We start from the raw sequence: 11,787 nt of genomic DNA on the forward strand, positions 1-11,787 counted from the left end.
TCTCATCCGCCGTCGTAGCTGGCGACGCCTGCCCCGTGTTCAAGACACAAAGCCCAAACCGAGCCTTGGCGAAAATCCTAAGCCATTGATTTCGTTTGGTTCCTACAGGAACCGGATTTCTCACCCGCCCGTAGCCGACGACGCCTGCCCCGTGCTCAAGACACAAAGCCCAAACCGAGCTTTGGCCAAAATGCTAAGTCATTGATTTTATTTGGTTCCTACAGGAACCGGATTCTCATCCGCCGTCGTAGCTGGCGACGCCTGCCCCGTGTTCAAGACACAAAGCCCAAACCGAGCCTTGGCGAAAATCTTAAGTTATTGATTTTATTTGGTTCCTATAGGAACCGGATTTAATTAGCTCACTATCCAGTCGCCAAAGGGCCGCTTAGGGCAGATCATCCCTTCTTCATCTAACGGATTGTGCATCACAGCACGCGGGCAATAGGGGATGCCCACACTGTCAAATCCTGGTCTGGAAGCTCGGATTCAGCATGCCGCCGAACTTCTGGTTCTCCCGATCTGTTAAATTTGGGCGTATATGTCCATATATAGACTACCTATAGGATTCAGGATCTATATGTTGTGCGTTAAACTTAATGCAGAAATATCCGGATCTTTTCGACGCCTTCGGGGGTGTTAAACTGGAAAGATCCAAATGAAATCTGTCCATGTGCGCTGGCTATTCTTCTCGATCATGATCGGGGCTCGGCGCCGTGTCATCTGTGCCACCGGTAGTCGGTCCGGAAAGATTCTATTTTTTGAATCTGTCGAACATGACCACCTTGTTCCTATCACCATAGGAGCCAAGCATTTTGACGAAGATTTCTGACACCGACACCACCATCTTCCACGCAGCGGACGCCGGAGGCCTGGTAAAGGCCACCCAAGAGACGATCTCTGCCCTGCACCGGCACGGTTTCACCGAACATGCGGCGGTGATCCGGCGCGCCACAGCGCAGTTCGTCGCGGGCCGTTCACTGGTGGAGGTCGGGACACTGCGCCGCTGGTGGGCTCTATTCGATCATGCGTGGGACCTTTTGGCCAATAGTCCGATTGACGATCCTTGCGTCGCTGACGAGACCGCTGACATTGCCGCCTCCTACATTTACTGCGAGCTCGTCGCTCTCGGGATCAATCCCAGTAAGGACGACGTGAATACAGTGCCTACATGGTCAATCACCTATGCTGACCTCAATGCTGACCTGAACAATGCTTATGAGATCCTGACTACCCTGCCCCGGCTGACCGACCCTGCACTTGAAGCGCGTGTCTGCGCAGGTGGCGGAGCTGCTGGACCAGCTTACCTACGATACCTGCGCAGACACACAGGAAGAGTTTGAGGGAGGAACCCTCGCGGCCGCTGTATTGGCGGCATGATGGCAATGGCGTATGTCGATCAGATATGACCTCCACCATTGATGAACTGTTCTCACCCGGCATCACTCACATCGAGGTTCGATGTTGGGAGTGCGGTCATACGGTGACCCGCAGGCTTGGCGATGTGCCCGACGGCATTACCCAACACGAGTTCGAGCGCCGGTCTGTCTGCAAGTGCGGCACAGGCTGGCCACAGGTGACCAGATATCCGCGCAAAGCCTTTACGTCGATGTAGGCCGTTTCGCGAGATCGGTGAGTTGTTCGGTGAAGCACAGACCGTGTGCGCTGCACTGCAGAAACTTTAATCATGTTGGTCCCGTTACTCCTACAGCAACGATGATGTCGCAATCACGCGACAGCCGTAAGATCAAAGGATCACAGTATGAAACTGATTATGACAACCGCCGCCGCCGCCTTGATTTCCACCGCCGCCTTGGCTGATACCTCGACTTATCGTCAGGACCTCTTCCTGGACACGTCGATCGGCGCTGAGATGACATACGGTGATGAGGCACGGATGCTCGCACCGCTCGAGTCGACCAAAGCGAATGACATTACCTTCAGCACGGCCGACAACAGCTACAACGACGACACAGTGATGAGCTCCCGCTCCGAAGCACGTAGCAGCGCCGGCGAAGGCTACATCTACGGTGGTTACGGCGCTGGCAACGACAGCCGGTAAGTAACAGTAGACCAGAGATCTCTGTTCTCCCTCAGTGCGCCAGATTTAGGTTCTGGCGCACTTGTGCAATCGAAGCAATTGCCCCGAAGTCCGGTGACATGTCACCGCTCGACAGATCCTCCCCAATGGTTGAAGAGACTAATATCTTCAGTTGGCGCTTTTCACATTTTGCAAGTGCGGCACAGGCTGGCCACAGGTGTCCCGGTTTCCCAGGAAGAAATCGACATCGATGTGATAAGCTTCACGCGAGGGAGGCAACATGAAACCCAAGGCGCCCAGATTTTCGTTCAAAGACCGCGCAGCTGAGAAAGCCGCCGCGCGTGCGCGCGATGAAGAACTACTTCGCTCTGGTCAGGTTTCACACGCTGATATGGCACGCGCTAACGGCGGTTCCCTCCGAGGGGCGCGTTACAAAGGCCCATCAAAGCGCATTCAGGCACTCGCTGCGTCCCAGCCGTCAGAGGACGACAGCGCCTGACCTGTGGTGTCATGACGATGAAGAGGAAGATGAAGATGCCGAGCTTAATACGCTCTGCCATGCGCGGCATGACACCCGCAATGAAACTGAAAACAGCCGCTTGAACTCTACGGCTGGACCCCATTAAAAATGGGGGGATTACCGGGATACGCGGTAGACTATCGCAGGCAGCTTGTTTTACTTGCGGTTTCTAACAGCGCGCCGCATTGCCCTGTAAGCTGGACTCGATAGTTCAAAATCCTCTGGCAAGCCCCATTTAGCGCGATATGCTTCCGGTGTCATGTCATGCTTCTGGCTAATATGGCGACGCAGAGTGTTCACCTTCTCGCCACATTCAAGACAGGTAATATGGCGGTAATCACTCTGCTCGTCGCCCTCCATCAGGTCGTTGTTCGCCAAGCGATGGGCTGTTGGGAGATAAATGGTAAACTGGGTTCCTTCATTGAGGCCACTGGACAGAGATATGGTGCCCCCCAGCAACTCGATCTCACGTTTGATGATGTTCATCCCAAGCCCGGTCCCTCCCCCTTCCCGGGCAGTTCTCGGATCATGGCCCTCAAACTCATCAAAAAGCCTGCTTTGCAGATTGGATCCCATACCGGCTCCGGTATCACTTACACAGATTATGACAGAATCCTCCTGCGAGGTTGTTTCTACTGTCACTTGGACTTCACCACCGGCTGTGAATTTGATCGCATTTGATACGAGTTGGTCCACTACGTTTGTGAGAATGGCGACATCGAACAAGAAGATCATATTGTCTATGGTCTGACTATTCGAAGTCAGAGCTATCCCCTTGGCGTGGGCGGCCTCGAGGTTTCGGGCGACGACATCTTCGATCACATCAGTAAGATCAAAAGATTCTGCTGTAATGGAAGCGGTAGCCGTGTCCAACTCTGCGATGCGCATCAGATCCTCTGTGAGGGCGCGCAGGCGAGACGTATTTCGCTCAATCACCTCGACCAAGCTTTTAGCTTTATCGTCCGTCGAAATAGCACTGAGAAGGCGCGCGGCTCCAGAAATTGCGCTTAAGGGGGTCCGGACCTCATGGTTTGCATGCGACAGAAAACTCGCTCGGGTCAACGCCGCTTTTTCCGCAAGAAGCTTAGCCCTTGCTCGATCTCTTACTGCTGAAGCCAGATAAAACTGGTCGTCCGCAATTGAAGCCAGGCGCATCAATAGCTCCACGTCTTGCTCAGACCACTCTCGTGGACGTTCATCTGAGCAGCAAAGCGCACCAATCGGCTTGCCGCGCTCGCCGTGAAACGGAACGCCGAGATAGCTAACGACGCCATAAGCCTCTATTGCGGGATTGTGCATGTGAAGTGGATGCTCTCGAGCATCGGTCAATAGCAACGTCGAACGGCTGTCTCGCACATGTTTGCAGAAGGAATGGCTCAGCGGCGTCGCACGGCTCTGATGCAGCTCATCCGGGACACCCACGGCTGATTTCAACAGCTGGCGCCCCCCTGCATCGTCGATGACCGTGAGAAGCGAAACCGGTGCATGTAAGAGCCGCGAAGCCAAGCTGGTGATCTTATCAAAGCGGATATCAAAATCAGAAAACGGCATACTGAGCCCCGACAGGGCCATCGCGTTATAATTCATGGAGGATGTCTTTCAGACAGAGTGAGCATTCAACCACATCGGCAATGTGAAAGAAAAAAGGTTGAAGTCCGCAGTTGGGGGCGAGGGGCTGTTTACACAACTCCGGATTCACTGCTCATGAATAAAACTGCTGCGGCGCGGCGAAAAAATGCTTAAACGAAGACTTGCTTTGAGCGAAAGTTGGCCTAATTTATTTCGCCCAAAAAATGGGCGTGATTAAGGCCGCAGATCTCGCCGACAGGGAGGCCGTCAGATGACGCACAAACGGCTGGCTTGGACGCCGCTCTCGGGAGATGAACCCGCCTCAAAGCTCCGCTTAGGCCGCTCTCTCCCGCGTGATTTCGGAGGTTACACCACACGGGCATCGCGCAACCTTCTACTCTGGCTGTAACGAAATCGCCGCAGCCTGGGTTGTGTTTCTCATCTCTTTTCCGCTTCTGGCCTTGCCGGCCTACGCCTTATTCGGCAGCGTTTCCCGCCTATCCTCACGGCGGGCTGGGCAGGATGTCCGGCCGTCGACGCAAACGGCTGTGGGCGGGCTGGACAGCCTCGTCAACTTGTCCACCGTAACCCCGGAGAAAGGCAATTCCGTCAAATTACTCATTGATGGGCAAGAAACTTTTGATGCGGTTTTCGCCGCGATCGACGCGGCGGAGGACGAAATTCTTATTCAGTTTTATATCATCCGCTCCGATGCCGTGGGTCTCAAGATGCAGGATCTCCTGATCCAGGCCGCACGCCGCGGCGTAAGGGTCCGTGTTCTTTGACATGCTCGGGTCCTTGTTTCTGGGCTTTCGCTATGTGCGCAAGATTCAGGACGAAGTATTGAGATACGTGGTATTCCCGGCCCACATCGTGCGTTTGGTCGTATCGGGGTGAATTTCCGCAACCACCGCAAAGCCGTGGTGATCGACGACACGGTCGGGTTTACCGGCGGGATCAATATCGGACAGGAATACATAAATGGCGGCAAGAAATTTGACTCTTGGCGCGACACGCATTTGCGCATCGAAGGGTCGAAGCCGCAGTTCGCGCGAGGTGCAGCATCAGTCAAAATGGGCTCGAAGCCGTCATCCGCTGCAGACATCACCAAGGCCGGCTAAGGGCCGTCCCCAACATGCGATGCTGATACTGCGAAAAGCTTCAAGCTCGGCGCGGTCAGTCAGGGCTCAAGGACCTGCCGTTCGTTGCGGCCGCGAAAGAAACCCACGCTGATCCAGACGACAAATGGCGGCAGAGCGGGAATGCAGCGGCAACCATAGCATATGCACTGGCACCATCAGAGCCACGGTGTCTGAGGTTGCATCACACGGGCATCGCGCAACCTTCTACTCTGGCTATGATTAAATCGCAGTTTAGAAACATCGCCTACTGGGCTCGTTTCCAATAGGGGCGATCGTCTCACAAGGCCTTTTGACGGTTCCGTTTGACGATGTCGGAGACGGTGTTTTTCGAGATACCAAGATCTCGGGCAATCCAGCGGTATGACCGGCCCTCTTCGATGGCCTGAAGCACCTTCGGAGCAAGCTTATCGGATTTTGGTCGTTGGCCTGGCTGTCGGCCAAGCTTCTTGCCTCGCGCCCGCGCGGCGGCAAGGCCAGATTTCACGCGCTCGCTGAGGATGTCTCGCTCGAACTGCGCGATCCCGGCGAGCATGGTGGCCATCATACGCCCGTGCGGTGTGTCAAGTTCGAAGGTCATACCATTCATGGCCACAACCGAGACTTTCCAGCCTGCGAGCCTGTTCAGAGTATCCAACAAGTCTTGTGTAGACCGCCCCCATCGAGAAAGTTCGCTGACCAGGATCGCGTCAATTTGTCGGGCTTGTGCAAGATCGAGCAATCGGTTGCGCGCGGTGCGATTAACGCTGGCTCCGGAGGCCGTTTCTTTGAAGACGCCGACGACGCCGTAACCGCCACGTTCCGCGAAGGCTGTCAGTTCGGTGACCTGTCGCTCGCACGACTGGTCCGAGGTCGAAACCCTCGCATAAATTGCTGCGCGCTGTCCCAGTTGAACCCCCTCGGATTTTGACCTCGCAAACCATTGATTTTGCTGGCGCGAATTTTGTCCATAATAGACTAATGACTAACAAGGACAATCTCGCATGCCAAGACGCTCTATTCTGACCGCGCACCAGAGGTCAGTGCTTTCGATCGGTCGACAGATAAAGTCACCATCCACTACTGGCGGACGAAGACCTCGAAGTCATTTGAACCCGTCGCTGATTAGAACAATTCGTCGATCCGTTTCTGGAACTTAGCGCCAGTTTGACAACGGGCATAACGAGAGAGTTACTGATTAGGACTGAGATCATCTCCAGCGACATGGATATAGGCTTCCAGCCCACATGCGAGATAGCAGAGTTCCACTCGATGCGGCGGAGGAAGGGCACCACGGCGCAGTAGCTGGGTGCCAAACCCCACATGCTCAGGCTTCGCCACCGGGGGGCCGCCGTGCTCCTTCCAGTGCAGCTCCAGCGTCCCATCTGCGGTGCTGTGCCAGCTTACATCGATACCGCCAGCCGGGACCGAAAGCGCGCCATGCTTGACGGCGTTGGTGGCAAGTTCATGGAGCGCCATGGCAAGGCCGGAAATCGCCTTGTTCGGAACGGGCACCGGCGAGCCCTCGATTCTGATTTTACAGGTCTCATCTTGGAAGGGAGCCAGAACATGATCGACAAGCTCCGAAACCGCGATAGCACGGGTTTCTTTTCCGAACATCAGATCGGTGGCTGCCGACATCGCGCGCAGACGCGCCATAAAGCTTTCGTAGTGCGCGTCCCGGGCCCAGGTTCGACCGGCGATCGCTCCCATCAATGCTGCCAGGTTCTTCAGCCGGTGGCGAAGTTCATCGGCGACAGTTGCGATGCGCTCCTCCTGTCTTGCCTGTTCCGTGATATCGAACACCACCCCGATAGCACGTTCCCGCCCGGTATGATCGACCGGCGCCAGCGCGGCCCTGAGCAGAAACACTCGTTCCGATCCATCAGGAAACACATGACGCACCTGTGTCTGAAGCTTGTTCTCACCACTTGCCCGCGCCTCCGCTCCTGCCTTTGCGAGGCGCTCGCCCTCGCCTGGAGCATAGCGCGCCCGGAAATCATCAGCAGCGGGCTTGGCATCGTCCGGGAAACCGTAGAGCCGGTTCAACTCTACCGAGGACGTGACGATATCGCTCTCGAGATCGATCTCCCAGACAGCCATCTGGGCGGCATCGAGTGCAATGCGCAGCCGTGCCTCGCTTTCAGCCAGGGCGCGCCGCATTTCCTCCCGCTCGGTGATATCCTCGAGCGAGCCGCTGTAATGCACGGCCTGAATCTTGCCCTCGACCTCGGCAAACCGCGCAACGCCATGAGCTCTCACCCACCGAAGTTCACCGGTGTCAGGACGCGTGATCCGGTAGACATAGTTCTCCTGTGAGCGGTTCTCCGGATCGAGGGCGCGCTCCAGCGCGGCAAGCATACCTGCAGCATCATCGGGATGGGTTAGCGCCCGCACTGTGGCGAACGTTGCTGGCTCATCTGGCGGAAGACCCTGAATCTCTCGCGCAAGGGAAGAAAAGTAGATCTCGTCCGACCGAAGATCCCAATCCCAAACACCTACTCCTGCGGCAAGGCAGGCAAGTTGATAGGGATCGCTGTCGCGGGGTTCCGACCTCTCTTCGTTTTGCATGTGTGGCATATCCTTATTTCCCGCCACCGGCCACTTTGAACAGGAAGCCAAGAATGGGCAAGCGAAACGCTTTGGTGACAACACTGACGTCTGCTTAACAGCCGCAGCCTATTCACGTTATGTCAAAAGACATAGTTGTCCCGCCTAAGTTGCTGGGCGGGCTTAAAGTTTTCGACTGAGGTTATGGCGGCGATCCGGCAGCGGACAGGTTTCAAGGAACAGCAGCACTATCGGAACACGCGCAGATAACACACACTCAATGTATGCTGGAAGAGTTATCCCCTTGGGTCATTGCCATTGGAGCGTCAGGGGCTGAAGGGCTCGATGATCTTCGATCCCTGCTTGCAGAATGGCAGGAGATCAATGCCATCGTAATGATCGTCCTGCACCGGCCTTGGGAGAAAGACACTCATCTACGGCAAATATTGCAACGTTCGACGCACATGCCAGTGCAGATCGCGGATCAAGGCCAGCAGTTGCGGCCCGGCTGTATCTATATTGGGGAGCCCTCCCGCCATCTGTGCCTTCTATCGGATAGCATTAGTATTTTGATATCCGATCCAAAACGGGCGCACCGAAATCGGACGGTTGATCTGCTGTTCAACTCCCTCGTCGTATTGGGAGGCCAGCGAACCATCGGGATTGTGCTATCCGGGTCACTTGACGACGGTTCACGGGGTCTTGCTGAGATCCATGATGCGGGAGGCTATACAATGGTCCTCAGAAGGGAAGGACAGCGTCGGCCCGGCATGCCGGAGAATGCGAGAGCATACGATGGTCCCGTCGATGTCATGGGCGATGTGTCTGCGATCGCCAAAGCGGTGAAGGGTCTTCTGACGAGCGCACCTCGGTCCTCTTGAGCCGTCCGAGCGCCGAGAGCTATCGGTCCGTCTGCTGGGCATCCATCCATCCGAGCGCAGCCCGCCGGAGCACGTCCTCATAGGTCCGGAGTTCGGGCCTTTTCATGCAGGTCCCGGTGCGCATGCGTCCGGCCTGCGGCTTGCGCGTCGCGGACCATGCGTTCGATGAGCGTGGCCCGCTCGCCCACAATACGCAGTGCCACGCGGACCGCCTCGTCGAGAGATCCTTCTTGCTCCTTGGCCAGCGCCTCGGCCGTGTAGCCGTGCCCCACCTGACAACGAAACCGCAATGGCGGTTCCTTGATCGCCGAAAGCACTCCAGCACAAGATGGGCAGGTGATCGGCACAGGGAGTGGCGATTTCGGCAATCGTCGGGCTTCGACATGGACGCCCGAGAGCAATGTCGACTTCGAGTTCAAGTGCTCTCGATGCCTGAACCTCCGGCCCAGGGGGCTGCTGTGCCAACATCGAGAGAAGTGGAGCGAGTTCGTCCGTTGGCGCTCTGTAATCGATGTCGCTCGCCTCCAGCGCACCAAATGGCATGTCTGGCGCCTCTGCATCAGATGGGTTCTGAACGACTGTGATACCCCCGCGCTGCCCGATAGCGGCCAGACCAGAGGCCCCGTCGTTTAGATGTCCGGTGATAACCAGTCCGATGGCCCGAGATCCGTAGGATAGAGCAACGGAGCGGAAGAGGGCGTCCACAGCGGGCCTGGCCATATTTTCGCGCGGGCCGCGCCCCAATCTTATCGCCCCGTCCATAACGAGAAGGTGTCGATCTGAGGGCGCAATGTAAACATGGCCGGGTTCGACCGTTTCTTCATCCTCGGCTGTCGTAACCGGAAACGGCCCACACCCTTCAAAAGACTTGGCAAGCAGATTGCGCCCCTGCGCACCGACATGGATCACGATAAACACGGGCGCAGGGAAGTCCGCCGGTAAGGCGGCAAGGATGCGCTTGAGGTCCTTCACCGCACCAGTGGAACCGCCGATTGCGATAGTTCGATGCTCAACAACCATATTGGCAAACCCCCGGCGTCAAGAAACGTTCCTAACCGACCGGCCAGCTTCCGCCGGACACTGCCGCACATGCTCGATATCGTCGGAGGCGGGTTGGCTCTCATTTTAGGCGCGAGGCTGATGGCACTCTTAAAGGCCGCCTCCGGCGTATCTCGTTCACAATGACCTCCAAAGCCGTAGCATGAGAAGTGAGGACAGCTTCTGGAGGACCTGATCATCTAATTTTCCAATCTTCCATTTTCTAAGTATCTGTTTTCATTTGGTTCCTACAGGAACCGGATTTCTCATCCGCCGTCGTAGCTGGCGACGCCTGCCCCGTGTTCAAGACACAAAGCCCAAACCGAGCCTTGGCGAAAAACTTAAGTTATTGATTTCATTTGGTTCCTATAGGAACCGGATTTAATTAGCTCACTATGCGGTCGCCAAAGGGCCGCTTAGAGGCAGATCATCCATCTTCTTCATCTAACGGATTGTGCATCACAGCACGCGGGCAATAGGGGATGCCCACACAAATCCTGTTCTGGAAGCTCGGATTCAGCATGCCGCTGAGCTTCTGGTTCTCCCGAGCTGTTAAACTTGGGCGTATATGTCCATATATAGACTATCTATAGGGTCCAAATCTATATGTTGTGCGTTAAGCTTAATACAGAATTATCCGGATCTTTTCGACGCCTTCGGGGGTGTTAAACTGGGAAGATCCAGAGGAATCCATCCATGTGCGTTGGCTATTCTTCCCGATCATGATCGGGGCTCGGAGCCGTGTCATCTTCGCCACCGGCAGTCGGCTCGGAGAGATTCTATTTTTTGAATCTGTCGAACATGACCACCTTGTTCCTATCACCATAGGAGCCAAGCATTTTGACGAAGATTTCCGACACCGACACCACCATCTTCCACGCAGCGGACGCCGGAGGCCTGGTAAAGGCCACCCAAGAGACGATCTCCGCCCCGCACCGGCACGGGTTCACCGAACATGCGGCAGTGATCCGGCGCGCCACAGCTCAGTTCGTCGCTGGTCGTTCACTGGTGGAGGTCGGGACACTGCGCCGCTGGTGGGCTCTATTTGATCATGCGTGGGACCTTTTGGCCAATAGCCCGATTGACGACCCTTGCATCGCTGACGAGACCGCTGAAATTGCCGCCTCCTACATTTACTGCGAGCTCGTCGCTCTGGGGATCAATCCCAGTCAGGACGACGTGAATACAGTGCCTACATGGTCAATCACCTATGCTGGCCTCAATGCTGACCTGAACAATGCTTATGAGGCGAATGTCAGCAAATCGTGTTGGTGGTCATCAGAAATCAGCGCGACCCCTCGCTTGGGACATTGGCGATCAAGGCCTGACTCGCATTGACAAAAATTGCAATAGTGCTCATCTTATGGGGATGGCTACTATGAACATCTCATTGCCCGATGACATGCGCTCCGCAGTGGACGCTCAGACGGTAGCGCGCGGCTACGGCACATCCAGTGAGTATGTGCGTGATCTAATCCGCCGGGATCTGGACCGGCAGGCGCTGCGAGCTCTGCTCGATGAGGGGCGCGTAAGCGCGCAAGGCGAGCCCATCACTGAGAAGACTTTCAAGGCTCTCAGGGCCAGGGCATCTCTGGCGGCCGGCGAGACAGCTTGACGGATCATGCTAAGCCCGTCGTCCCACGACTGGCCGCCAGTCACGATATCGAAGCAGCAGTCGACTACCTCGCCCGCGAGGCGGGTTACGAAACGGCCATGCGCTTCATCGATGCCTTCGAGGCGGCCTGCCTGCACATCTCGACGCACCCAGCATCCGGATCACCTCGGTTCGGCTGGGATCTCGGTCGGCCCGGTCTGAGGGTGTGGCCAGTGAAGGGCTTCGGCTACTTGGCATTCTACAGCGAGGAAGACGACTTCGTGGATCTCTGGCGCGTGCTGCACGGCGCGCGCGACATACCGGCCTCGCTGCGCGACGTCATTCCGGAATGACGATACTTGCACTCTGTGGACAGCCGTTGCCGCTATCTGATGAGTGCCGCCTCCTCAGGTCATCGAAAGCGGGACTGATGCTGTAACCGCCCCCCGGGTCAAAGCCCACAAGTCTCGAGCGAAACT

At 56.3% G+C, this 11,787-nt stretch carries 11 protein-coding genes and 1 pseudogene; 7 read left to right on the top strand and 5 right to left on the bottom strand.

All coding sequences use genetic code 11. The annotated features are described in order from the left end of the window. Positions 1–812 precede the first annotated feature (812 nt). Positions 813–1,340, top strand: a complete 528-nt coding sequence (locus ACGYLA_RS14565) for a hypothetical protein (RefSeq protein WP_394433455.1) — start codon at positions 813–815, stop codon at positions 1,338–1,340. Between the two features lie 419 nt (positions 1,341–1,759). Beyond that, positions 1,760–2,059 (top strand): hypothetical protein, encoded by a 300-nt coding sequence (locus tag ACGYLA_RS14570; RefSeq protein WP_394433457.1) that lies wholly within the window; start codon positions 1,760–1,762, stop codon positions 2,057–2,059. A gap of 655 nt (positions 2,060–2,714) precedes the next feature. Here the strand turns inward: ACGYLA_RS14570 and ACGYLA_RS14575 are convergent. Then, positions 2,715–4,145: an ATP-binding protein gene (locus tag ACGYLA_RS14575; RefSeq protein ID WP_394433459.1), complete on the bottom strand. Its 1,431-nt coding sequence runs from the start codon at positions 4,143–4,145 to the stop codon at positions 2,715–2,717. Positions 4,146–4,558: 413 nt separating this feature from the next. On the opposite strand from ACGYLA_RS14575, the gene ACGYLA_RS14580 reads away from it, so the two are divergent. Then, entirely contained in the window at positions 4,559–4,912 is a 354-nt protein-coding gene (locus tag ACGYLA_RS14580) for a hypothetical protein (RefSeq protein WP_394380664.1), read from the top strand. A 108-nt stretch (positions 4,913–5,020) separates the two neighbouring features. Then, entirely contained in the window at positions 5,021–5,248 is a 228-nt protein-coding gene (locus tag ACGYLA_RS14585; protein ID WP_394433461.1) for a hypothetical protein, read from the top strand. A gap of 298 nt (positions 5,249–5,546) precedes the next feature. On the opposite strand, the gene ACGYLA_RS14590 is transcribed toward ACGYLA_RS14585, so the two are convergent. Both ACGYLA_RS14590 and ACGYLA_RS14595 read right to left on the bottom strand, forming a co-directional pair. Continuing rightward, a complete protein-coding gene (locus ACGYLA_RS14590; protein ID WP_394433528.1) occupies positions 5,547–6,155 on the bottom strand; it encodes a recombinase family protein in 609 nt (202 codons plus the stop codon). A 281-nt stretch (positions 6,156–6,436) separates the two neighbouring features. Continuing rightward, positions 6,437–7,816: a sensor histidine kinase gene (locus ACGYLA_RS14595; RefSeq protein ID WP_394433463.1), complete on the bottom strand. Its 1,380-nt coding sequence runs from the start codon at positions 7,814–7,816 to the stop codon at positions 6,437–6,439. Positions 7,817–8,079: 263 nt separating this feature from the next. Here ACGYLA_RS14595 and ACGYLA_RS14600 point away from each other — a divergent pair, with 263 nt between their 5' ends. Further along, positions 8,080–8,676, top strand: coding sequence for a chemotaxis protein CheB (locus tag ACGYLA_RS14600; protein WP_394433465.1), 597 nt, complete (start codon positions 8,080–8,082; stop codon positions 8,674–8,676). 77 nt (positions 8,677–8,753) lie between these two features. Here ACGYLA_RS14600 and ACGYLA_RS14605 read toward each other — a convergent pair whose 3' ends face one another. Both ACGYLA_RS14605 and ACGYLA_RS14610 read right to left on the bottom strand, forming a co-directional pair. Next, positions 8,754–8,879, bottom strand: coding sequence for a hypothetical protein (locus ACGYLA_RS14605; protein WP_394433535.1), 126 nt, complete (start codon positions 8,877–8,879; stop codon positions 8,754–8,756). 283 nt (positions 8,880–9,162) lie between these two features. Continuing rightward, positions 9,163–9,696 (bottom strand): annotated as a pseudogene (locus ACGYLA_RS14610) (chemotaxis protein CheB); the annotation flags it as partial. 858 nt (positions 9,697–10,554) lie between these two features. Here ACGYLA_RS14610 and ACGYLA_RS14615 point away from each other — a divergent pair. Then, positions 10,555–11,052, top strand: a complete 498-nt coding sequence (locus ACGYLA_RS14615) for a hypothetical protein (RefSeq protein WP_394433467.1) — start codon at positions 10,555–10,557, stop codon at positions 11,050–11,052. Positions 11,053–11,325: 273 nt separating this feature from the next. Beyond that, positions 11,326–11,661 carry a type II toxin-antitoxin system RelE/ParE family toxin gene (locus ACGYLA_RS14620; protein WP_132446374.1) on the top strand — a complete coding sequence of 112 codons (336 nt, stop codon included), beginning with the start codon at positions 11,326–11,328 and terminating at the stop codon, positions 11,659–11,661. The last annotated feature ends 126 nt before the right edge of the window (positions 11,662–11,787 follow it).

It is taken from the genome of Sulfitobacter sp. 1A13679 (assembly GCF_043557115.1).
GTDB classification, from domain to species: Bacteria; Pseudomonadota; Alphaproteobacteria; order Rhodobacterales; family Rhodobacteraceae; genus Sulfitobacter; species Sulfitobacter faviae.

Coding starts and splice junctions, on each gene's coding strand:
- ACGYLA_RS14575 (WP_394433459.1), bottom strand. CDS start 4,145: ATGAATTATAACGCGATGGCCCTGTCGGGGCTCAGTATGCCGTTTTCT.
- ACGYLA_RS14595 (WP_394433463.1), bottom strand. CDS start 7,816: ATGCAAAACGAAGAGAGGTCGGAACCCCGCGACAGCGATCCCTATCAA.
- ACGYLA_RS14570 (WP_394433457.1), top strand. CDS start 1,760: ATGAAACTGATTATGACAACCGCCGCCGCCGCCTTGATTTCCACCGCC.
- ACGYLA_RS14600 (WP_394433465.1), top strand. CDS start 8,080: ATGCTGGAAGAGTTATCCCCTTGGGTCATTGCCATTGGAGCGTCAGGG.